The following is a 23,577-nucleotide window of genomic DNA, read 5'->3' as shown; positions in this document are numbered from 1 at the left end:
ATTAGTGTCAATGACCGAACCAATTTTTGGTTTATATACGCTATTTTGTAGCGAGTATATACAAGTTAGCAGATATTTTTGCCAACCAAACAACATGAAAAAATTAAAAATAGCCTTTCTATCAGCCCACTATTGACAATGACAAAAAAGTCTATGAAAACTATAGTAGCTTTGAAGAATTAGTTGCTGAATTGGAAAAAAAAGAAATACCAGTTGAAATAATTAATTTCATCAATCTTGAAATTGAAGCAATTAATTCTTTTTCAGGGTCAGCTGTTGAGCTATCAAAAAGAATAAAGAAAGCACAGTCAGGTATCATAAAAAAAATTGAAAAAGACCTTAAATTGGTTCCTAAAAATTATTACCGAAGTATTTGGTTAGCGCTTGGAATGTCTGCATTCGGTATACCAATAGGATTAGGAATAGGATTAAGTTTGGGCAATCTGGCATTTTTAGGGATAGGTTTAAATTGGAGTTGCAATAGGAACTGCTATGGATAAAAAGGCAATGGATACCGGTAAACAACTTGATTTTGAAATGAAATATTAAGTTTAAGAAGCCATATTCTATTTATAGCCTTAATCCTTTGCAAGAATATTAAGAAGTCATGACCTATCATTAAAAACGACTGCAAAAAGCAATGATTTTCGGTCATTTTTTTTATGCTACATTTGATTATAGTTAATTGCAGTTAAACCTAGAATTAATAAAAAAATTTATGATTATCCAGAATAAAAGACTTGTCATTATTGTACTCGTAATAGCACTCCTATTGCTTATCCCGTTAATCGCCATGCAGTTTACAGAGGAAGTGAATTGGACTTTATCCGATTTTATTGTCGCTGGTGTCTTGCTGCTAGTTACAAGTCTGTTGCTTGATCTTGTAATCCGGAAAGTAATGAAAACGCCAGTTCGAATTGCCCTTATCATGATTATACTGGCGATTCTCCTTCTCATTTGGGCAGAGCTCGCTGTTGGCATCTTTTAATATCTTTTACCACCTCCAGGTTATACCCACAACCGCGATAGATCAGCAATCGTGCGAAAATTGAAAACGATATTAACTGGCGGATTTTTTTCAAAAAAAACAGAACCAGTAAATTTTCTTTTCTTCAAAGTGTGATTTTTTGATAACGTAGTACACTAATCAAGTATCGGAAACATAATCGTAAATTATTAGTGGATAAAAAAGAAACATTTATAGCAGCAATAAAAGAAAATGAAGGCTTCATTTTCAAAATTGCGTCTGTTTATACCAATAACACAGATGACAAGAATGATTTAGTTCAAGAAATCATTTACCAACTTTGGAAATCATTTGACTCTTTTAATCATAAGTCAAGTTTGAGTACTTGGATATATCGTGTTGCTTTGAATGTTGCCATTTATCAACTCAAAGTGTCAAAAAAAAGAGTTTTGACCGTTCCGATAGACAGTCAGGTTTTGGGTTGTCATGAAAATGACAATAGCAAAACGGAAGAGAAATGGCAAGTATTCAGACAGCAAATTGACAATCTAAATTTACTTGACAAGGGAATCGTAATGCTTTATTTAGACAATAAAAGTTACGATGAAATTGCCGAAATTATTGGAATATCATCCAGCAATGTAGGAACAAATCTTTCACGTATAAAAGAAAAATTAAAGACACAAATTTTCAAAAAACAGTAACCATGGAATTAGACGAGTTAAAAAAAACTTGGGATAATACAAACAATCCAGCAGAGCAACAACAGCATTTAACAACTAAAATGATTGCGCAAATGACACAAAAAAAATACAATTCTAAAATTAAAAAAATAGCTTATCCCGAGATTATAGGCATAATCATTTGTTTAATAAGTGTGCTGTTCATCGGTATAAATTTCTACAAATTAGACACTACATTTTTGCAAGGTGTGGGTATTGTTTCCATTTTATTATTGGTGACACTTTCTATCCTTAGTATTTTAAGTCTTCGACAATTAACCATTCCTAAAGATGTAAACAGACCTTACGCTGCAACGCTGAAAATATTTGCTACTCAAAAATTGCAATTTTTAAAATTGCAGAAAATAAATGTCGTTTTAGGCTACTTACTTCTGGTGTCAATACTTATTTTGATGTCCAAATTTTTTGACGGCAGAGATATTACATGCATCAAATATTTTTGGATTTACTCTTTTAGTTTTGGATATTTATTTTTGTTGTTTTACTCCAAGTGGGTAGCTAAATATTACAAGAAAATAGTGAAACAAAGTGAAGAATTATTGCGGGACTTACAATAGTGTTTTATGAATAATTAGGCGATTTTTATGCAGTAACATACAGACCCAAAATAGGAAAAGCTAAATCCGTAACGATTTAGCTTTTTCTATCTAATTGAATTAGAAAACGATATTACTTCGTTTTCACTGGCGGCAAGTCAAATGCTGCTGATTCATGCTCAAAACCATTGCGGTGGGAACCATCACAAAAAGGCTTATTGGCTGATAATCCACAACGACAAAGACCCAAAGAAGTTCTTCCTTCTAATCCGTATGTTTTTCCTTCGCAGTCAGTTATTTCGAAATCGCCTTCTATTTTTATAGATCCGTTGCGATTGATTGTCAGTTTTGTCTTACTCATAATACCTTTTATTTTTTAGAGTTCAAAGATTGCAAAATATATTCTGACTGTTTAGAAATAGTATTTTTTTTATGTTGCAAAAGACTAATTTACATTAATTCTATATTATGCAAAATGCCAACCGCAATTCCAGTTCTTCCGGTCGTGGCTTCCCCTTACCCTGCAACTGATTTAGTTATTATCACTATAAAAACAGCTGTACTAAAAAACATGACATTGAAACTATATGATGTCTTTGGAATGTTCGTTGGATCACCTATTGAAATTCTCGGGACATAAACTGAAAATGCGATTAAAATCAACTTAAGTAACCTTTTAAGATGCGTTTATATTGATATATTAAGTACCAAAACAAAGTTTTATTTACCGATAAAATTGTCAAAAAATAAAACAACAATTCTCCTTCAAAATACTAGATTCTTTCATTAGAGTGTAGCATTTTTTTTTACCTTTCTTAAAATTAAAATACCAAAAAATATATCAAGAATTATTATGTACTTTTCACTTTTAATACAATTAAAATTAGTTTACCAATGAAAAAAACAACCTTTCTCCTACTTGCCATTATATTTACCGGATCGCTGTGGGCACAGGAATCATTTTCTTTGAAGATGGATCACGTGGCACTTTCTGTAAAAGATTTGGATCAATCCATTGATTTTTATACAACCGTTTTAAAACTCCATGAAATCACAAACCTCACCAGAAAAGAAGGAATTCGTTGGGTTTCTTTGGGAGATGGCAAAGAGTTGCATCTCGTTTCTACTATTAAAGAACCCGTTACAATAAATAAAGCGGTACATCTTGCCTTTAAAACTGCTAATTTTGATGCGCTTATAAAAGTACTGGTCAAACGAAATATTACTTATTCTGACTGGCCAGGAGAACTTCATAAAATCAACGTTCGCGCTGATGGTATTAAACAAATTTATTTTCAGGATCCAGATGGATATTGGATTGAAGTCAATGGTGTGACATTGGATTAAATAGTCAATTTAATATTTTTTACCTTTTTTTAATAAGAACTGTGAAAGATGAAACTTTTCTTTTAAATAATGTAACCTTTACTTCGCATTAGTTACGCACCTTTGTATCATAGATTTCAGTTCTATTTTGATCTAAATTTACATCCTAAAAAACTTGCAAATAGCCTTGCTGTGTGTTCTCTGTACAGATATGAATCGATAAAAACAAAAAACTCCCCAGTTACCTGAAGAGTTTCCATTATAAAGATTACACTATTTTTTAAAAAAATGTGGTTATTGTAAAACGCGATTGATTTGAGTTAATTTTTTTTCGTAGTATTTCTCTTTGACCGACGAAATTACTACGCCACCACCTACAGAGGCATGAATGAATTTTATGTCTCCGTCGCATACTTCAACCACCATTCCAACATGGTTGATACGGCTTCTTCCATTTGTTTTAAAGAAGATTAAATCACCCTTTTGGGCGTCTTCTGGCGTGACAACAGTGCCTAAACGGGATTGTTCTATGGAAGTTCTTGGTAATTTAATATCGAAAGCTCCGAATGTATTACACATTAGACCAGAGCAATCAAACCCGGACTTTGAGGAACCTCCAATTTGATATCTGGTTCCAATATTAGCAGAAGCCGTTTCTATTAATTCATCCAAAAAGTTAGGATTAGAAGCTGGTTTTAAAAAACTTTTAAATTCACTACTCCCTCTGGGTTCAAAATCACTATCCTCTACGATATCTTCAGTGATTATTTCTACTTGTTTTTCCTTTTTTTCAACAGATATAAGTGCAACGTTTTGTCGGGCGGAACTTCCTACTTTTATATTTAATAGATAACCTACGGGAAGATTATTTTTTATCTCTGGATTTTGCCTTTCCAATTCCTGAACTGTTATTCCGTATTGCTTTGCAATTCCATATTTTGTTTCTTTCGGCAAAACCTCCCTAACACTATTTTCGGTAGTGTTTTCCGAAGTTTCGGTTGTTGGTGTTAAAACCACTAATTCTGCTTTTGTTTCTTTTATCGGTTCAGGCAGAAACTTGGACTCTTCTTTACTTTCTTCAAGCGCCGCTGCAATTTCAGCTTTTAGATTCGCAGTAACCGGAATATTTATTTTCTGCCCCACTCTAAGAGATTTAACACCAAGTGTAGGATTGATTTTATCGAATTCCTTAATGGTAATTCCATATTTTCTTGTTATTGAATATTTAGATTCTTTTGGTAAAACTTCTATTGTAGTGAATTCTGAACTTGAATTTGTAGTTTCAGTTTTAAATACCGTTCCTACAGGAATTTTTTGCGTAGTCTTTTTGGATTGAGAGGTAACTGCTATTTCTGTATTTGATTTTGCGTTACCGGGAATTGTAATCTTTTGACCAATTTTTAATCCTGAAGTTTCTAATGTTGGATTGGCTTGGTTTAATTCTTTCAGAGTGATTCCGTATTCTTTTGCTATTCCGTAAAGTGTTTCTTTGGCGAGTACTTCATGCTCTTTTTCGGAGTGGTTTATTGCAATTTTAGCTTTGGTATTGTTGTTTTTTTCAGCAGTAGTAGGAATTAACAGAACCGAGTTGAGTTTTAGCAGATTCTTGGCTTTTGGATTCAACTTATAAATTTCACTGGGTTTAACCTCGTATTTTTCTGCAATACTCGAAACAGTTTCCCCTTTTACGATGGTATGTTTCTTGGTTTTTTCCTGTGAAAAAAGAACGATACTATTTAATAAAAACAATGTTACAACTAATCTTAAACTCATATTTATTTTTTTCAAATTACTTACCCCATTTTATTCTGCATAGCGATTTCGGGATATAATTATTAAATCTCGCGATGGTTTCTTGCTTAGATCATTTGCTTAAAAAAACATAAAAAGACCTTATCTCTTTTATTAAAAAGAGGGCATAATACGTACAATTTAAAAACTTGTGATTTTTGTTCAGATTGCAAAAGCAACTTAAACAGTAACGCAGTACAATCCTAATGTATTGTTGCGCTTAAAATAAAAAATTAAAAAGAAGGTTCGATTCCTACTCGTAATCAAAAAAAATAATTCCTCCCAAATTTGATATTTCAGAAAGGCTAATATAATTGATTTAATCAAAAAAACCATAAGTTTTTTTGACTTTAACGTGTTAAAAAAACAAAACTCGCTTTTTTCAACATTTTTTAGGGTAATTTGGAACAAAAAATTTCATTTTTCATAAAAAAACTCCATTTCTAGCTTTAACGGAAAATGGTGAAATTTAAGAAAAATCTAGCTTTTTAGTTCTAGCCCTGATGGAAGTGGAAAGCCTTTTGAAGTGAAATTGCATTTTTTCCTGAGAAAAAAAAGCGACCAGCGGAAGCTCATTTTTTGTCTTGGAAAAAAGCGATTTTACGAAAAAGCTTGAAACGGTCAGCAGGAAATAGCTCGTAAAAAAATTTAGAATAAGTATAAAAAAAGTGTTCAGTAATCCGTCGCAGTCTTGAATTACTGAAAACTAAATTACTAAACACTATTTTAAACGGACCACTTTAAACTAGTCATTGACTACCTACTTATGCGTTACTGGCAGCAGCAATTAAGTTTAACGCTGAACCAGCTTTGAACCAACCAATTTGTCCTTCATTGTAGGTATGGTTTGCCAAGATAAGATCTTTGGTTCCATCAGCGTGAACGAATTCTATCGTTAATGGTTTTCCTGGGGCAAAATCTACTAAATCTGTGAAGTTGATGGTATCATCTTCCAGGATTTTATCGTAATCAGCTTCGTTAGCAAATGTCAATCCTAAAAGACCCTGTTTTTTGAGGTTTGTTTCGTGGATACGAGCAAATGATTTTACCAATACCGCTTTAACACCTAAGAAACGAGGTTCCATAGCTGCATGCTCACGAGAAGATCCTTCTCCATAATTGTGATCTCCCACAACAATAGACGAAACTCCTGCCGCTTTGTATGCCCTTGCAACTGCAGGAACTGCATCATAAGTACCTGTTAATTGATTTTTAACCGAATTGGTTTTATCTGTGAACGCATTGACAGCTCCGATCAACATATTGTTAGAGATATTATCTAAGTGACCACGGAAACGCAACCATGGACCTGCCATAGAGATATGATCCGTAGTACATTTTCCGAAAGCTTTAATCAATAATTTAGCTCCTGAGATATTTTTACCGTCCCAAGGTTGGAATGGCGCTAATAACTGCAAGCGATCTGACGTTTTGCTTACTACGATTTGGACTCTTGACCCATCAGTAGCTGGTGCTTGAAATCCTGCATCTTCAACTGCAAATCCTTTTTTAGGCAATTCATCACCATAAGGAGCACTCAACCTTACTTCTTCACCGTTATCGTTGATTAAAGTATCCGTTATAGGATTGAAATCCAAACGACCCGCAATTGCTAAAGCAGCAACCATTTCTGGAGAAGTGACGAATGCGTGCGTGTTTGGGTTACCATCCGCACGTTTAGAGAAGTTGCGATTAAAAGAGTGAACGATTGTGTTTTTTTCTCCTTTATCAGCACCTACTCTATCCCATTGTCCGATACATGGTCCACAAGCATTTGTAAATACTTTGGTTCCCATTTTTTCGAAAGTAGCGATGATCCCGTCTCTTTCGATTGTATATCTTATTTGTTCCGAACCTGGGTTGATACCAAATTCCGCTTTTGGACTGATCCCCAATTCAACGGCTTGATTAACGATAGACGCAGCACGAGCCATATCTTCGTAAGAAGAGTTGGTACAAGAACCGATTAATCCCCATTCTACTTTAATTGGCCATCCGTTAGCAGCAGCTTCTTCTTTCATTTTAGAAACTGGAGTTCCTCTGTCCGGAGTAAAAGGACCATTGATATGTGGCTCTAATTCAGAAAGATTGATTTCTATAACTTGATCAAAATAAGTTTCTGGGTTCGCGTAAACTTCCGGATCAGCAGTTAAGTATGACGCTACTTTATCCGCAGCATCGACAACATCCTGACGACCAGTTGCAGAAAGGTATCTTCTCATGGACTCGTCATAACCAAATGTAGATGTGGTAGCGCCAATCTCGGCACCCATATTACAAATAGTTCCTTTTCCAGTACATGACATTGAAGTAGCTCCTTCTCCAAAATATTCAACAATAGCTCCTGTTCCACCTTTTACAGTAAGAATATCAGCTACTTTAAGAATAACATCTTTTGGTGCAGTCCAACCAGAAAGTTTTCCCGTTAATTTTACACCTATTAATTTTGGAAATTTTAATTCCCATAACATTCCTGACATTACATCTACTGCATCAGCGCCACCAACACCAATAGCTAACATTCCTAATCCACCTGCATTAACAGTATGTGAATCCGTACCAATCATTAGACCTCCAGGAAATGCATAGTTCTCCAAAACGATTTGATGAATAATTCCTGAACCTGGTTTCCAGAAACCAATACCGTATTTATCCGATACTGAAGAAAGAAAATCAAAAACTTCTTTTGATTGTGTGTTGGCTGCCGCTAAATCAAATTCAGCTCCATTTTTAGCCAAAATCAAATGATCACAGTGAACCGTTGTTGGAACAGCAACTGTTTTCTTTCCTGCGTGCATAAATTGTAATAATGCCATTTGAGCCGTTGCATCTTGACAAGCGACTCTGTCTGGAGCAAAATCAACATAATCAGCACCTCTTACAAATGCTTTAGATGGAGTTCCATCCCAAAGGTGACTATATAAAATTTTCTCCGTTAAAGTGAGTGGACGACCAACAATCTCCCGTGCTTTGTCCACACGAGATGTCATATTTGCGTACACTTTTTCAATCATTTCAATATCAAAAGCCATAAGATTTATATATAATTGTTACTATTTTATTTTAAACATACAAGATACAAAAAAATAGAGTATAAAAAAAGCACGAGTCCTTAGACTCATGCTTTTAAATTATTATTAACTAATAATGTGAATTATTTAACTAATAACTTATGAGAAGGCGCAAACTTGGTGAGATTAATACCTTCCACAGCAGTTTTATATTCTTCTAGTGTTGGAGTTCTACCAAGGATTGTAGATAATACCACAACCGGTGTAGATGAAAGTAAAGATTCTCCTTTTTTACCTTCCGTATCTTCTACAACTCTTCCTTGGAAAAGACGAGTAGATGTTGCCATTACAGTATCTCCTTTGGCAGCTTTTTCTTGGTTACCCATACAAAGATTACAACCTGGACGCTCTAGATATAGCATATTTTCATACGAAGTACGGGCGGCAGCTTTAGGGACATTATCGTCAAATTCGAAACCAGAGTATTTTTGTAAAATTTCCCAGTCACCTTCTGCTTTTAATTCATCAACAATATTATAAGTAGGAGGAGCTACAACTAGCGGCGCTTTGAACTCTACCTTACCTTCTTGCTCATCAATATTCTTTAGCATATGCGCAAGGATTTTCATATCTCCCTTGTGAACCATACAAGAACCTATAAATCCAAGATCTACTTTTTTAACTCCTCCATAGAAAGAAAGAGGTCTGATGGTATCGTGCGTATATCTTTTAGAAACATCCGCATTATTTACATCAGGGTCAGCAATCATTGGTTCTGCAATCTGATCAAGATCTACAACAACTTCAGCGTAATACTTAGCGTTTGCATCTGGTCTTAATGCTGGTTTCTCACCTGAAATAATCTCAGCGATTCTCTTATCAGCAATAGTAATCAATCCTTTAAGAACTTGATTTTTGTTGTCCATGCCCTTGTCAATCATGATCTGAATTCTACCTTTCGCAATCTCTAAAGATTCAATCAAGGTATAATCTTCAGAAATACATATAGAAGCTTTTGCCTTCATTTCTGCAGTCCAGTCCGTAAACGTAAATGCTTGATCTGCATTAAGAGTTCCAAGGTGAACCTCAATAATTCTTCCTTGAAATACATTCTCTCCACCAAAAGTCTTAAGCATCTGAGACTGCGTAGCATGAACCACATCTCGGAAATCCATATATCCTTTCATCTCTCCTTTGAATGTTACTTTCACAGATTCAGGAATCGGCATTGAAGCTTCGCCAGTAGCCAATGCAAGAGCAACTGTTCCTGAATCAGCACCAAAAGCGACACCTTTAGACATTCTTGTATGAGAATCCCCACCGATGATGATAGCCCACTCGTTTACAGTAATATCATTCAATACTTTATGAATTACATCAGTCATTGCATGATAAACACCCTTTGGGTCACGAGCTGTGATCAAACCGAAGTCGTTCATGAATTTCATCAATCTAGGAATATTTGCCTTAGATTTATTATCCCATACCGAAGCAGTGTGACAACCCGATTGGTAAGCACCGTCAACGATTGGAGAAATCACCGTAGCAGCCATAGACTCCAACTCCTGTGAAGTCATAAGACCAGTTGTGTCTTGCGAACCTACGATATTAACTTCTACACGAACATCTGAACCAGCGTGTAAAACTTTACCCGGAGTTGAACCAACCGCATTTCTATTAAATATTTTTTCCACAGCCGTCAGACCTTGTCCTTCAATAGAAACCTCTTTTGACGGAGCAAATACAGGTACGATATCAATACCAAGAGTCTTTGATGCAAATGTTTGCAGTTTTTTTCCAAATACAATAGCGTAAGACCCACCAGCTTTTATAAATTCAATTTTCTGAGGCGTGAATGCCTTAGAAATATCTATCCGTTCTTTGTCGCCATTATAAAGTTTTTTTGTCTTTGTGTTGATTGTAAAAACAGTACCAGTAGCAACAGAATATACCTCCTCTAGAATAGGGTCACCGCTTTCATTACGAAGAACGGTACCGTTTTCATCTAATTTTTTTACCCAGTTTTTAAGATCAAGACCAATACCTCCAGTAACATCAACAGTTGTTAGGAAAATCGGAGATATACCATTTGTTCCTGCAACAATTGGAGCAATATTAATAAATGGAACATAAGGACTTGCTTGTTTCCCAGTCCAAAGAGCCACGTTATTTACACCTGACATTCTTGATGAACCAACACCCATAGTACCTTTTTCAGCAATCAACATCACGCTTTTGTCAAGATGCTGCGCTTGTAACGCTTTGATTTCATCTTGTGCTTCAGGAGAAATCAAACATTTACCATGAAGTTCACGATCTGATCTTGAATGCGCTTGGTTACCTGGAGAAAGTAAATCAGTTGAAATATCTCCTTCACCAGCAATAAAAGTAACTATCTTAATTTCTTCTGCTATTTCTGGTAATTTAGTAAAGAACTCAGCCTTAGCATAGCTCTCTAGAATTGCTGTAGCTATTCCGTTACCACTTTTGAAAGCAGCTTCTAAACGATCTGTATCTGCTTCATAAAGAAAAACTTGAGTCTTTAAAACTTCCGCAGCATCGTTTGCAATAGCAGCAGCATCACCTAAAGCCAAATCAAGTAAAACGGTTATAGAAGTTCCACCTTTCATATGCGACAATAACTCTAAAGCAAAAGCAGGCGTGATTTCGGCAACTATTGATTGACCTAGAACAATTTCTTTTAAAAAATTAGCTTTTACAGTAGCTGCAGGAGTAGTTCCTGGAACAACATTGTAAATAAAAAAGTTAAGAGCATCTGCTCTGTACTCATTATTTAAATCTTTAATTTGCGCAATAATTTCGCTTAATAATTCTGCGCCATCAATTGGTTTAGGGTGAAGCCCTTGACCTTTTCTTTCTTCAATCTCTTGAATGTAATCCTTATAAATATTCATAATAAAAGTCTTTTCTTGGTATTTTTATTTTTTGTACGCAAATTTAGGAATTAAAGCCGAGAATTAAAAAAAATATAATAGATGTAGCTTTTTCAAAAATTATTATTACTAAATAAAGAGTTTCGCTACTTTTTATTATCAAAAATTCAATTTTAAATTAAAATAATGAATTATCAATAATTTAAAATCTTTTCTTAAAGAAAGTTGAAATTTAATGTTACTTCTGGAGGGAGATTTTACACTGCTTTCATCTAAGAACCTTTCTAAATTATCATTTATAACGTTGTAGTTGTCTTTTTAAACACTCTTTTTGGTCAAACTAAAATATTAAACAAAACAAAAAAGCCAAACACATTTTATAAATTTGTTTGGCTTTTTTCTCAATATTAAAAATTATTACATCAGCTTCTGAATAATAGTTTCTTCGGTAATTCCTTCGGCATCAGCTTTATAATTTTTGATAATTCTATGACGCAATATTCCTGTAGCCACCGCTTTTACATCCTCAATATCAGGTGAAAATTTCCCATTGAAAGCAGCATTGGCTTTGGCCGCCAAAATTAAATTTTGTGAAGCTCGAGGTCCGGCTCCCCAATCCAAATAATTTTTCACAAATTCGTTTGACAGCGGATTATCCGGCCTTGTTTTACTAACCAACGTCACAGCATATTCAATGACATTATCCGCCACTGGTATTCTACGAATCAATTGTTGAAAATCAATGATCTCTTGCGCCGTAAATAATGGATTTATGGTATTATTTAAGTCTGAAGTCGTACGTTTTACCACTTGCACTTCTTCAGCAAACGATGGATATTCCAATTTAATGGCAAACATAAATCGGTCTAACTGCGCTTCAGGTAAGGGATAAGTTCCCTCCTGTTCAATTGGGTTTTGAGTAGCCAAAACAAAGTAAGGCAAATCTAATTTATAATTCTCACCAGCGATCGTAACGGAACGTTCCTGCATGGCTTCAAGCAAAGCAGCTTGTGTTTTTGGGGGTGTTCTGTTTATTTCATCCGCCAGAATAATATTTGAAAAAACAGGTCCTTTTATAAATTTGAATCGGCGATTTTCATCTAATATTTCACTTCCTAAAATATCCGATGGCATCAAATCAGGCGTAAATTGAATCCTTTTAAAATCAAGCCCTAAGGCTTGCGCCAAAGTATTCACCATCAGTGTTTTTGCCAATCCTGGAACTCCTACTAAAAGTGCATGACCTCCAGAAAAAATACAAAGTAAAATTTGATCTACCACGGCATCCTGACCTACAATGATTTTTGCTATTTCGTTTTTTAGTTCATTCCTTTTTTGAACTAAATTATGTATTGCAGCTACGTCAGACATTTTCGACTGTTTATTAAATTAAAAAAGAGTTAGCGATATGAATTCATAAAGCTAACTCTTTTTATTTATTTTATAAAAATTATTTTTTCAACCAATTGTTCGTGAAAGCACAATCTCTGTATTCTCCAATAACTTTAACGTACGTTCCTTTAATTTTTTCGTCAAACCATTTCCCTATGGTTTTAATTTGTTTTTCCTTCAATGCCAATTCTTTTATTTTGATATAATCTTTGGCATAATCAGCAGTGTGTTCGTCTATTCTATTCGTTACAGTAATTAATTTGTATTTTTTCTTGCCTTGTTCGTCTTCCAATAATGGCAAAGAAACTTCCCCTTCTTTCAAATTTGAAACCTGACTATATAAACTAGGATCCATTTTTGTTAATTCAAAACGAGTATCTTGCGTTTTAGGATTGATTAAAGCTCCACCGTTTACTTTTGTTTCTTTTTCGTCTGACATAGATCTTGCCGCTTCCGCAAAAGTAACTTCCTTGCTTTCAATCTTTTTTCTGATTAATTCAATTTTCTCCTTGGCTTCTTTCATAGAAGCTTCAGTAACTGATGGTGTCAATAATATATGACGCAATTCAACTTCTTGTCCTTTTATCTTTTCAACATAAATAATATGAAAACCAAAAGATGTTTCAAAAGGTGCCGAAATTTCTCCTTCAGCAAGACTAAAGGCAACGTCTTTAAACTCTTTTACAAATGGGGTTCTGCGATTCATCTTGTAATATCCTCCATTTGTGCTAGAACCGGGATCTTGAGAATACAGAACTGCTTTTGTAGCAAAACTGGCTCCGTCCTGGCATTCTTTTTTAAAGCCATTTAATTTATCAATAACTAATTGTTTGTCAGCATCAGATACTTTTGGAGTCACAATAATTTGCGCTACTTCCATTTCCGCACCAAAAAGAGGAAGTTCAGCAGTAGGGATTTTTTTGAAAAAATTACGTACTTCTTCTGGTGTAATTTCAACTTCATCTACAATCTTTTTTTGCATTTCTGACGTCAGTTTCTGTTCTTTTAAGATATCAAAGAAATAAGTTCTAAACTCTTCTTCATTATTCTTCTTGTAATACTTCACTACTTTTTCAAGAGATCCTAATTGCTCCGTCATATAGTTTAATCGATCATCCATCATCCCTTTTATTTCTGAGTCAGTAACCTTGACACTATCCTGAACTGCTTGATGCGCATACAATTTATCCTCCATTAGTTTTCCTAACATTTGACATCTCGTAATGTCTTTTACGGAATTCCCTTGACTTGATAATTCTAAATAAGATTTGTCAATATCTGAATCTAAAATAATATAATCTCCAATTGTAGCAATAACACCATCAATTTTTTGCTTTTGATTGGACTGTATTTTTTTAGTAGCAACAACTGCACTGTCTTTAATAATTTCTTGCGCGTTTGTAATCGCACTTGAAAACACTAAAAGAAAAAAAGATAGTGCAATTTTATTGTTTATGAATCTCATTTGTACTGTTTTTAATGGCATTTTTATAATTTATTATTAGCGTAATGTGTCGTTATTTTTCTATGTAAATTTATTTCAAAAAGAACCTGGTAATTTTGCCCAAATATACACTTTAAGAATAAAGAAATGAATTGAATTTTTATTGAAAATACTTATAATTCTTTAAATTTAAAACCAACAAAAATAACAATTCAATTACATAATACAAGTTTCCTTAGTAGTATTAACAAAAATTTGTAAAACGCAATAATTTATTAGTTTAAATACTTCTAGAAAGCCAAATTACTTTACGTACTATCTGCATTAAAACAATTAAAAAGAACTAAGCAACATTAATAAACTTGCTACCTCTAAAACAATCCATCCCTCTTTTATATGCTTTTAGACTTACGTTAGTTATTACATTTTAACTTTATCCCAATAATTATCTTTTTAACTAAAGTGCCACTGTTCATTAGAAAATAGTTAATCTCCCTAATTTAAAATCACTAAAACGCTCATTTTAGGCTACATTTTAAAAAAGTTCTCAACACTATAACGTTTTCGTAAAAAAGATTACAGCACTATCTGTAGGAAGTACCACTATTTACATAAATTAGCTAAATTATTGACTATTTTATTAAAAATAGATACTAAAAATACATTAAAATTATTTTTTTGGTATACTTTTTTTGATTTTAATATAAATTTCATTTTCCGTCTATTTAATACAGTATCCATTAATAGAATATTTGATCCTATTTATTAAATTACCATTGACCAAATCTATTACCTAACCTCAATTATTAAGTTTATGAAAAAACAAAATTTTAAAATTTATGCATTAACGGCATTACTTATTGGCTTTTATTCGTGTAATTCAAACGATGAAGTAGTGACAGATTCGGCTGCTGGAGCTTCGCAATTTAAAGTAATAAACGTAACACATCACGATGGACATCCGTTCAGTACTGGAAATTCGACTAATTCACCAACTGGGAAGTACGTTGCAAATCCTGGTGGTGGTGTTATGATGCAAGCCTTTTATTGGGATGTTCCTTCTGGCGGAACTTGGTGGAATACAGTAGGCACAAAAGTAACCGAATGGTCAAATGCCGGGATCGGATCAATCTGGTTACCTCCAGCATCCAAAGCACAAAATGGAGCATTTTCTATGGGATATGACCCTACTGACTATTTTGATTTTGGAGATTACAATCAAAATGGCTCAATTGAAACGCGTTTTGGTTCCAAAACAGAATTGGTAAGTTTAATTACTAAAGCACATACCGAAAACATGCAAGTGTATGCTGATATTGTAATTAATCACAATAGCGGAGGGCAATTAGAAAACAATCCTTTTACAGGAACACAAACATATACCAATTTTACTGGTGTAGCCTCAGGAAAATTTCCTAGAACAAGTGCAGATTTTTATAAAAACTCATTCGGAAATAACGACGAAGGAGCATTCGGAGGATTTCCAGATTTATGCCATGCCGCCCCAAATGTTCAAAATTGGCTGTGGTTGAGAACGGATGGTGTAGGTAAATATTACAAAAACACTATGAAATTCGATGGATGGAGATTTGACTATGTAAAAGGTTTTGGTTCATGGGTAGTAAGAGATTGGAATACAAATGTCGGCGGATTTTCTGTTGGTGAATTATGGGATTCAAACGTAAACACATTGAATGATTGGGCGAACAACGCCAACAGTTCTGTATTTGATTTTGCTTGTTATTACAAAATGAATGACGCTTTTGACGGTAATAACCTTGCCCTTTTGAATGATGATATGATGTGGAAAAGAAACCCTTACAAAGCGGTTACTTTTGTTACCAATCATGATACAGATGAAATTTGGAAAAAAGAATTGGCTTATGCTTATATTTTAACTCACGAAGGTTATCCTACTATTTTTTATAGAGATTATGAAGAATGGTTGAATAAAACAAAAATGAACAACCTGATTTGGATTCACAATAACAAAGCTACCGGTACGACTTCTATTTTGTATGCAGATAACGATGAATATGTTGCAAGAAGAAATGGATATAATGGAAATCCTGGATTAGTGGTTTACATTAACAATTCATCCGTTTGGCAAGAAAGATGGATCCAGACTAACTGGGCCAATGCACAAATTAAGGATTTCACTGGTGCTTCGACTTGGCTGCCAACAACACAAGCAGACAAATGGGTAAAAATCCAGTGCCCGCCAAACGGATATTCTGTTTGGTCCATCAACATGTAAATATAAATATTCTAGAGGCTGTTTGAAAAGACAGCCTTTTTTTATTGGTCATTAAATCTTCACAATTTCAATATTGATTTAAAAATTATCAGAATACCGTATTCAAAATTCACATAAGCAATTAAGAGTATAGTATTTTTTTAATTGGCATTTATAAATAGTACTTTTGCAGACTATTTATATTATACATGAGCTTTTTAAAAGAAATACAACGTAGAAGAACTTTCGGGATTATCTCACATCCTGATGCCGGAAAAACAACACTTACTGAGAAACTCCTCCTATTTGGTGGTGCTATTCAAGAAGCGGGTGCTGTAAAAAATAATAAAATCAAAAAAGGCGCTACCAGTGACTTTATGGAAATTGAGCGTCAAAGAGGAATTTCGGTTTCTACTTCGGTTTTGGCATTTAATTATAAAAATAAAAAGATAAACATTCTCGATACTCCTGGGCATAAGGATTTTGCTGAGGACACTTTTAGAACATTAACTGCTGTTGACAGCGTTATTGTTGTAATTGATGTTGCCAAAGGTGTTGAGGAACAAACAGAGAAATTAGTCGCTGTTTGTAGATTGCGTAAAATTCCAATTATCGTATTTATTAATAAATTAGATAGAGAGGGAAAAGATGCTTTTGACTTAATGGACGAAGTGGAACAAAAACTGGGTTTAACGGTTACACCGCTTAGTTTTCCAATAGGAATGGGTTATGACTTTCAAGGAATTTATAATCTTTGGGAACAAAACATCAACATATTTAGCGGTGACAGCCGAAAGAATATAGAGGAAACTATCGCTTTTTCAGATGTTAAAAATCCAGAGTTAGAAAAAATTATTGGTCAAAAACCTGCTGATAAATTACGAGAAGAATTAGAACTAATAGACGAAGTATATCCAAAGTTTGATCGTCAGGATTATTTGGATGGAAAATTACAACCCGTATTTTTTGGTTCTGCTTTAAATAATTTTGGAGTAAGAGAGTTATTGGATTGTTTCGTAGAAATTGCTCCATCACCAAGACCTAAAGAATCAGAAACTCGATTAGTTGATCCAAAAGAAGAGAAAATGACTGGGTTTGTTTTTAAGATCCATGCTAATATGGATCCAAAACACAGAGACCGTCTCGCTTTTATAAAGATTGTATCCGGAACTTTTGAAAGAAATAAACCCTACTATCACGTTCGCCAAAAAAAGAATTTAAAATTTTCCAGTCCAAATGCTTTCTTTGCTGAAAAGAAAGAAATTGTAGATATCTCTTACCCTGGTGATATTGTAGGTTTACACGATACCGGAAATTTCAAAATTGGAGACACTTTAACCGAAGGTGAAATCATGAGTTTCAAAGGAATTCCAAGTTTCTCACCAGAGCATTTCAGATATATCAATAATGCAGATCCAATGAAAGCCAAACAGCTTGATAAAGGAATCGATCAGTTGATGGATGAAGGTGTTGCACAGTTATTTACGTTAGAAATGAATAACAGAAAAATTATTGGAACGGTTGGTGCACTTCAATATGAAGTTATCCAATATCGTTTAGAACATGAATACGGTGCAAAATGTACATATGAAAATTTCCCGGTACACAAAGCATGTTGGGTAAAACCTAACGATCCAAAAAGTGATGAGTTTAAAGAATTTAGAAGAATCAAACAAAAATTCTTGGCACATGATAAATACGGACAATTGGTGTTTTTAGCCGATTCTGATTTTACAATTCAAATGACACAAAATAAATATCCAAACGTTAAATTATATTTTACATCGGAATTTGAATAATTTCAAAATACTATTTCATAAAAAAACGCTAATTTAATAATTAGCGTTTTTTTTATGTTTGGTTATTTAGATCTAAATTTATGCGATTGTACTTTCTAAATTTATTGCTTTCTTCAAAAATGCTTTAATTAACAAACGATTTGGAGCCATTCCAGAAGTCATTATTTGTTTTTTAGCATTAGACGTTTCAGTTGAAATAGTTCGGTTAGGATCTTGTTTAGTCCCCATAAACCAAAGAACAAAATTTATATTTGAAGAAACAGAAATATTTTCTTGTTTTGCTATGGAGTTACTTTCAATTGTATTATTCCCAACTTCACTCTTTTCTATAGTTTGACCAAATACAGAAACATTACAAAACAAAGCAAAAATAACCATTATAAAAATGGGGGTGATTTTAGTATTCTTGTCTTGCTTAGAAAAGTTGTCCATGGAATATTTTTTTTTAAAAGATAACCGTTATCGTTAATTCTTGGGCGAAACTAGACCTTTAAAGCAGTTGTAAAAAATATTCTCGACGAATGGCGTTTTTATCGGTTAAACTGCAAAATCAATATTTTCGTTGGGTTATTCTTTAAAATATTATCAAAATAATTTAAATACTTTTGGGAATTTAATATCAAATCACAAAAAAAAGGCACAAAAAAAGGCTCCCGAGGGAGCCTTTTCTACAATTCTATTACAATTAAGCTTGACCTGCAGGGCCAAAGTTAAGAGGAATTGGAGGTTGTTCTGTGTCTTTTATTTCGCCATGAGCTACTTCAAAACGGTGAATATTTTCTCCAATAGCTTTCAATAATCTTTTAGCATGTTGCGGTGTCAAGACGATTCTTGATTTTACTTTTGCCTTAGGAATACCCGGCATGATACTTACAAAATCTAAAACAAATTCGGAAGAAGAATGATTAATTATTGCCAAATTGGAATAAATTCCTTCAGCGATTTTTTCATCCAACTCAATATTGATTTGCTCTTGTTGTTGATTAGAATTGCTCATACCTTAATAAATATATTCTTCTTTATTAGCCATCATATCATTATAATCTTCTTTTGAACCTACAATTGTATTGTCATATTCTCTCATACCAGTTCCGGCAGGGATTCTATGTCCTACAATTACATTTTCTTTCAATCCTTCTAAGTAATCGATTTTACCCGCAACAGCAGCTTCATTCAATACTTTAGTAGTTTCCTGGAACGATGCAGCAGAGATAAACGATTTAGTTTGAAGCGATGCTCTTGTAATACCCTGTAAAACTGGTGTTGCAGTTGCAGTAACAACATCACGAGCCACAACAAGATTTTTATCTGTACGTTTCAATAAAGAGTTCTCATCACGCAACTCACGAGGCGTAATAATTTGCCCTTCTTTTAATGCACTAGAATCTCCAGCATCTTCAACCACTTTCATACCATATAATTTATCATTTTGAACGATAAAGTCTTTAGTGTGAATTAATTGATCTTCTAAGAATAAAGTATCACCCGGATCTTGTACTCTTACTTTACGCATCATTTGACGTATTACTACTTCAAAATGTTTGTCGTTAATTTTTACCCCTTGCAAACGGTATACTTCTTGAATTTCATTAACCAAATACTGCTGAACAGCTGCTGGTCCTTGAATTCTTAAAATATCATCCGGAGTAATTGCACCATCAGATAAAGGTACACCTGCTCTTACGAAGTCATTTTCTTGAACTAGAATTTGGCTTGATAATTTAACCAAGTATTTTCTAACATCACCAAATTTAGATTCGATAACGATCTCACGGTTACCTCTTTTGATTTTTCCAAAAGAAACAACACCATCAATCTCAGAAACAACAGCTGGATTTGAAGGATTACGAGCTTCTAGCAACTCTGTAATTCTTGGTAAACCTCCTGTAATATCTCCTGATTTAGAAGAACGACGTGGGATTTTTACCAATACTTTACCTGCTTTAATTTTCTCCCCGTTTTCAACCATCAAGTGGGCTCCAACTGGTAAGTTATAAGAACGAATCAATTCATTATCTTTACCGTAAACCAATAAAGTTGGAATTAATTTTTTAGCTCTAGATTCAGAAATTACTTTTTCTTGGAAACCAGTTTGCTCATCAATTTCAACTATGTATGATTGACCTTGCTCTAATTCTTCGTAAGCAATTTTACCCGTGAATTCAGAAACGATAACTCCGTTATATGGATCCCATTTACAAATTACATCTCCTTTAACAACAGATTGACCGTCTTTAACAAAGATACTTGAACCGTAAGGGATATTATTAGTACTTAATAAAATACCTGTTCTTTCATCAATTAATTTTAACTCAGTAGAACGAGATACTACAATATCAACTGCATTACCTTCACTGTCTTCTCCTTTAACCGTTTTTAAATCTTCGATTTCAAGTTTACCATTAAATTTCGTAACGATACTTGATTCTTCAGATATACCACCCGCAACCCCACCAACGTGGAACGTACGTAATGTTAACTGTGTACCAGGTTCTCCAATAGATTGCGCGGCAATAACACCGACAGCTTCTCCTCTTTGAGTCATTTTTCCGGTAGCTAAATTTCTACCGTAACATTTAGCACAAATTCCTTTCAATGCTTCACAAACAAGAGGCGAACGAACTTCCACTTTCTCAATTGGAGAAGCTTCAATTTGTTTCATCAATGCCTCAGTGATTTGCTCACCTGAACGAACTAGTACATCATTAGTTAAAGGATTAATTACGTCTTGTAATGCAACACGTCCTAAAATTCTTTCTCCTAAAGTTTCAACTATTTCCTCATTCTTTTTCAATGCTGATACTTCAACACCTCTAAGAGTACCACAATCGTCAATGTTTACAATAACATCTTGAGACACATCATGCAATCTTCTTGTTAAATATCCTGCATCGGCCGTTTTTAAAGCCGTATCCGCAAGACCTTTACGCGCACCGTGAGTAGAAATAAAGTACTCAAGGATAGAAAGACCTTCTTTAAAGTTCGAAAGAATAGGGTTTTCAATAATTTCACCACCACCAGCAGTAGATTTTTTTGGCTTAGCCATCAAACCACGCATACCAGTTAACTGACGAATTTGTTCTTTGGAACCCCTTGCTCCAGAATCAAGCATCATATACACCGAGTTAAAACCTTGTTGGTCTTCTCTAATGTTTTTCATTGCTAATTCTGTCAATTGAGCATTTGCTGAAGTCCATACATCAATAACTTGGTTGTAACGTTCGTTATTAGTAATAAGACCCATGTTATAATTTACAGAAATTCCTTGAACTTGTTCTCTGGCATCTGCAATTAATTTAGGTTTTTGATCTGGAATTCTAATATCACCAAGAGAGAATGACAATCCACCTTTGAAGGCAAATTTGTAACCCATATCTTTCATATTATCCAAGAAAGCCGCAGTTGTAGGTACATCGGTAGCGCTTAAAACGTGTCCGATAATATCTCTAAGGTTTTTCTTAGTCAATACATCATTGATATATCCAGCTGCTTCAGGCACTACTTCGTTAAATAATACACGACCAGCAGTAGTTTTAATAATTTGGTAAACTAAGTCACCAGCTTCATTAAAATGTTTTGCTCTAATTTTCACAGAAGCATTCAATTCTAATCTACCTTCATTCAAAGCAATATTTACTTCTTCAGCAGAATAAAAAGTGATTCCTTCTCCTAAAATTTTAAGCTCAGGAGTAGATAAACGTTCTTTGGTCATATAATATAGACCCAAAACCATATCCTGAGAAGGTACCGTAATTGGAGCTCCATTTGCAGGATTCAGAATATTGTGAGAACCCAACATTAATAGTTGCGCTTCCAAAATAGCTTCTGGTCCTAATGGCAAGTGAACTGCCATTTGATCCCCATCAAAATCCGCATTAAATGCAGTACAAACTAGAGGGTGCAATTGGATTGCTTTTCCTTCAATTAATTTTGGTTGGAATGCTTGGATACCTAATCTGTGCAAAGTAGGAGCACGATTCAGTAATATTGGGTGACCTTTAATTACATTTTCAAGGATATCCCAAACTACAGGCTCTTTCTTATCTATTATTTTTTTAGCTGATTTAACCGTTTTTACAATTCCTCTTTCTATCAATTTACGGATAACGAAAGGTTTGTATAATTCTGCTGCCATATCTTTTGGGATACCACACTCAGATAATTTCAATTCAGGTCCAACAACAATTACCGAACGAGCAGAATAATCCACACGTTTTCCAAGTAAATTTTGACGGAAACGTCCTTGTTTACCTTTAAGGGAATCAGATAATGATTTTAATGGTCTGTTTGATTCTGTTTTTACTGCAGATGCTTTACGAGTATTATCGAAAAGTGAATCTACAGATTCCTGCAACATACGTTTTTCGTTTCTTAAGATAACTTCTGGAGCTTTAATCTCCATTAATCTTTTCAAACGGTTATTACGTATAATTACACGACGGTATAAGTCATTTAAATCTGAAGTTGCAAAACGACCTCCATCAAGTGGCACAAGCGGACGTAGTTCTGGTGGAATAACTGGTACCACTTTCATAATCATCCATTCCGGACGGTTCTCACGGTTCAAGTTAGACTCACGGAAAGATTCAACAACTTGCAATCTTTTTAACGCTTCAGTTTTACGTTGTTTAGACGTTTCATTGTTAGCATTGTGTCTTAATTGGTAAGACAATTGATCTAAATCAATTCTTGCTAATAAGTCCATGATACACTCTGCTCCCATTTTGGCAACAAATTTATTAGGATCAAAATCGTCAAGATACTGGTTATCAGCAGGAAGCGTATCTAAAATATTTAAATATTCTTCTTCTGTCAAAAAGTCTAATCTTTGTACTGATTCACCTTCTGCATTTTTAGCAATACCTGCTTGGATTACTACGTATCTTTCGTAGTAAATAATCATATCTAATTTCTTAGATGGAAGACCTAGGATATAACCAATTTTGTTTGGAAGAGAACGGAAATACCAGATATGAGCAATTGGTACAACAAGATTGATGTGACCTACTCTGTCTCTACGTACTTTTTTCTCAGTAACTTCGACACCACAACGGTCACAGATGATTCCTTTGTAACGTATTCTTTTGTATTTACCACAAGCACATTCGAAATCTTTAACTGGTCCGAAAATACGCTCACAGAAAAGACCATCACGCTCTGGTTTGTGCGTTCTGTAGTTGATTGTTTCTGGCTTTAATACTTCACCTCTTGACTCTTTCAAGATCGATTCAGGAGAAGCAAGGCCGATTGAGATTTTATTAAACCTTTTTACAGGGTTTTTATCTTTATTGTTATTATTTCTATTATTCATCATAGCTTTTACTATTGATTTATTTGCAATTAAAAATTGATTGTAGATTTATGATTTACTTAAATCATTAAACTATTACCTCGAATTACTTCTCTAAACTTCAAACAAAAAAATTTTGAAGTGCTAA

The 23,577-nt window shown here is 34.0% G+C and carries 17 protein-coding genes; 8 read left to right on the top strand and 9 right to left on the bottom strand.

Annotated elements, in window-relative coordinates; genetic code table 11:
• The first annotated feature begins 191 nt into the window (after positions 1-191).
• The 4 genes from ACFX5F_RS11000 to ACFX5F_RS10985 all read left to right on the top strand — a co-directional run bounded on the left by ACFX5F_RS11000 (position 192) and on the right by ACFX5F_RS10985 (position 2,267).
• The gene (locus ACFX5F_RS11000) at positions 192-500 is read left to right on the top strand and encodes a hypothetical protein (RefSeq protein WP_379852082.1); all 309 of its coding nucleotides are present in this window, start codon (positions 192-194) and stop codon (positions 498-500) included.
• 218 nt (positions 501-718) lie between these two features.
• Positions 719-988, top strand: a complete 270-nt coding sequence (locus ACFX5F_RS10995; protein ID WP_379852081.1) for a hypothetical protein — start codon at positions 719-721, stop codon at positions 986-988.
• 191 nt (positions 989-1,179) lie between these two features.
• On the top strand, positions 1,180-1,671 hold the full coding sequence (locus ACFX5F_RS10990; protein WP_379852080.1) for a sigma-70 family RNA polymerase sigma factor: 492 nt from the start codon (positions 1,180-1,182) through the stop codon (positions 1,669-1,671).
• 2 nt (positions 1,672-1,673) lie between these two features.
• Positions 1,674-2,267, top strand: a complete 594-nt coding sequence (locus ACFX5F_RS10985) for a hypothetical protein (protein ID WP_379852079.1) — start codon at positions 1,674-1,676, stop codon at positions 2,265-2,267.
• A 112-nt stretch (positions 2,268-2,379) separates the two neighbouring features.
• Here ACFX5F_RS10985 and ACFX5F_RS10980 read toward each other — a convergent pair whose 3' ends face one another.
• On the bottom strand, positions 2,380-2,607 hold the full coding sequence (locus tag ACFX5F_RS10980) for a CDGSH iron-sulfur domain-containing protein (RefSeq protein WP_379852078.1): 228 nt from the start codon (positions 2,605-2,607) through the stop codon (positions 2,380-2,382).
• A 114-nt stretch (positions 2,608-2,721) separates the two neighbouring features.
• Here ACFX5F_RS10980 and ACFX5F_RS10975 point away from each other — a divergent pair, with 114 nt between their 5' ends.
• Both ACFX5F_RS10975 and ACFX5F_RS10970 read left to right on the top strand, forming a co-directional pair.
• On the top strand, positions 2,722-2,886 hold the full coding sequence (locus ACFX5F_RS10975) for a hypothetical protein (RefSeq protein WP_379852077.1): 165 nt from the start codon (positions 2,722-2,724) through the stop codon (positions 2,884-2,886).
• A gap of 254 nt (positions 2,887-3,140) precedes the next feature.
• The gene (locus ACFX5F_RS10970) at positions 3,141-3,593 is read left to right on the top strand and encodes a VOC family protein (protein ID WP_379852076.1); all 453 of its coding nucleotides are present in this window, start codon (positions 3,141-3,143) and stop codon (positions 3,591-3,593) included.
• 273 nt (positions 3,594-3,866) lie between these two features.
• Here the strand turns inward: ACFX5F_RS10970 and ACFX5F_RS10965 are convergent, their stop codons facing one another.
• The 5 genes from ACFX5F_RS10965 to ACFX5F_RS10945 all read right to left on the bottom strand — a co-directional run bounded on the left by ACFX5F_RS10965 (position 3,867) and on the right by ACFX5F_RS10945 (position 14,146).
• Positions 3,867-5,345, bottom strand: a complete 1,479-nt coding sequence (locus ACFX5F_RS10965) for a C40 family peptidase (RefSeq protein ID WP_379852075.1) — start codon at positions 5,343-5,345, stop codon at positions 3,867-3,869.
• Between the two features lie 782 nt (positions 5,346-6,127).
• A complete protein-coding gene (locus tag ACFX5F_RS10960; RefSeq protein ID WP_379852074.1) occupies positions 6,128-8,395 on the bottom strand; it encodes an aconitate hydratase in 2,268 nt (755 codons plus the stop codon).
• 122 nt (positions 8,396-8,517) lie between these two features.
• Entirely contained in the window at positions 8,518-11,289 is a 2,772-nt protein-coding gene (locus ACFX5F_RS10955) for a bifunctional aconitate hydratase 2/2-methylisocitrate dehydratase (protein ID WP_379852073.1), read from the bottom strand.
• 396 nt (positions 11,290-11,685) lie between these two features.
• Complete coding sequence (locus ACFX5F_RS10950; protein ID WP_379852072.1) at positions 11,686-12,639, bottom strand: AAA family ATPase; 954 nt, start codon at positions 12,637-12,639, stop codon at positions 11,686-11,688.
• 79 nt (positions 12,640-12,718) lie between these two features.
• The gene (locus tag ACFX5F_RS10945; protein WP_379852071.1) at positions 12,719-14,146 is read right to left on the bottom strand and encodes a peptidylprolyl isomerase; all 1,428 of its coding nucleotides are present in this window, start codon (positions 14,144-14,146) and stop codon (positions 12,719-12,721) included.
• Between the two features lie 772 nt (positions 14,147-14,918).
• Between ACFX5F_RS10945 and ACFX5F_RS10940 the strand changes: the two genes are divergently transcribed.
• Together ACFX5F_RS10940 and ACFX5F_RS10935 are read left to right on the top strand one after the other, a co-directional pair.
• Positions 14,919-16,361: an alpha-amylase gene (locus ACFX5F_RS10940; protein ID WP_379852070.1), complete on the top strand. Its 1,443-nt coding sequence runs from the start codon at positions 14,919-14,921 to the stop codon at positions 16,359-16,361.
• Positions 16,362-16,549: 188 nt separating this feature from the next.
• Positions 16,550-18,139: a peptide chain release factor 3 gene (locus tag ACFX5F_RS10935; protein ID WP_379852069.1), complete on the top strand. Its 1,590-nt coding sequence runs from the start codon at positions 16,550-16,552 to the stop codon at positions 18,137-18,139.
• Between the two features lie 78 nt (positions 18,140-18,217).
• On the opposite strand, the gene ACFX5F_RS10930 is transcribed toward ACFX5F_RS10935, so the two are convergent.
• The 3 genes from ACFX5F_RS10930 to rpoC all read right to left on the bottom strand — a co-directional run bounded on the left by ACFX5F_RS10930 (position 18,218) and on the right by rpoC (position 23,453).
• Positions 18,218-18,571, bottom strand: a complete 354-nt coding sequence (locus ACFX5F_RS10930) for a hypothetical protein (RefSeq protein ID WP_379852068.1) — start codon at positions 18,569-18,571, stop codon at positions 18,218-18,220.
• 253 nt (positions 18,572-18,824) lie between these two features.
• A complete protein-coding gene (locus tag ACFX5F_RS10925; RefSeq protein WP_379852067.1) occupies positions 18,825-19,136 on the bottom strand; it encodes a DUF3467 domain-containing protein in 312 nt (103 codons plus the stop codon).
• A gap of 3 nt (positions 19,137-19,139) precedes the next feature.
• Positions 19,140-23,453, bottom strand: coding sequence for a DNA-directed RNA polymerase subunit beta' (rpoC, locus tag ACFX5F_RS10920; protein WP_379852066.1), 4,314 nt, complete (start codon positions 23,451-23,453; stop codon positions 19,140-19,142).
• Positions 23,454-23,577: the final 124 nt, after the last annotated feature.

This window comes from Flavobacterium zhoui (genome assembly GCF_042787235.1).
Lineage (GTDB): Bacteria > Bacteroidota > Bacteroidia > Flavobacteriales > Flavobacteriaceae > Flavobacterium > Flavobacterium zhoui.
Note: the sequence above shows the minus strand (reverse complement) of the source record. Positions and strands in the feature narration are given on the sequence as shown.

Coding starts and splice junctions, on each gene's coding strand:
- ACFX5F_RS10995 (WP_379852081.1), top strand. CDS start 719: ATGATTATCCAGAATAAAAGACTTGTCATTATTGTACTCGTAATAGCA.
- ACFX5F_RS10985 (WP_379852079.1), top strand. CDS start 1,674: ATGGAATTAGACGAGTTAAAAAAAACTTGGGATAATACAAACAATCCA.
- ACFX5F_RS10980 (WP_379852078.1), bottom strand. CDS start 2,607: ATGAGTAAGACAAAACTGACAATCAATCGCAACGGATCTATAAAAATA.
- ACFX5F_RS10975 (WP_379852077.1), top strand. CDS start 2,722: ATGCCAACCGCAATTCCAGTTCTTCCGGTCGTGGCTTCCCCTTACCCT.
- ACFX5F_RS10970 (WP_379852076.1), top strand. CDS start 3,141: ATGAAAAAAACAACCTTTCTCCTACTTGCCATTATATTTACCGGATCG.
- ACFX5F_RS10965 (WP_379852075.1), bottom strand. CDS start 5,345: ATGAGTTTAAGATTAGTTGTAACATTGTTTTTATTAAATAGTATCGTT.
- ACFX5F_RS10960 (WP_379852074.1), bottom strand. CDS start 8,395: ATGGCTTTTGATATTGAAATGATTGAAAAAGTGTACGCAAATATGACA.
- ACFX5F_RS10955 (WP_379852073.1), bottom strand. CDS start 11,289: ATGAATATTTATAAGGATTACATTCAAGAGATTGAAGAAAGAAAAGGT.
- ACFX5F_RS10950 (WP_379852072.1), bottom strand. CDS start 12,639: ATGTCTGACGTAGCTGCAATACATAATTTAGTTCAAAAAAGGAATGAA.
- ACFX5F_RS10945 (WP_379852071.1), bottom strand. CDS start 14,146: ATGCCATTAAAAACAGTACAAATGAGATTCATAAACAATAAAATTGCA.
- ACFX5F_RS10940 (WP_379852070.1), top strand. CDS start 14,919: ATGAAAAAACAAAATTTTAAAATTTATGCATTAACGGCATTACTTATT.
- ACFX5F_RS10935 (WP_379852069.1), top strand. CDS start 16,550: ATGAGCTTTTTAAAAGAAATACAACGTAGAAGAACTTTCGGGATTATC.
- ACFX5F_RS10930 (WP_379852068.1), bottom strand. CDS start 18,571: ATGGACAACTTTTCTAAGCAAGACAAGAATACTAAAATCACCCCCATT.
- ACFX5F_RS10925 (WP_379852067.1), bottom strand. CDS start 19,136: ATGAGCAATTCTAATCAACAACAAGAGCAAATCAATATTGAGTTGGAT.
- rpoC (WP_379852066.1), bottom strand. CDS start 23,453: ATGATGAATAATAGAAATAATAACAATAAAGATAAAAACCCTGTAAAA.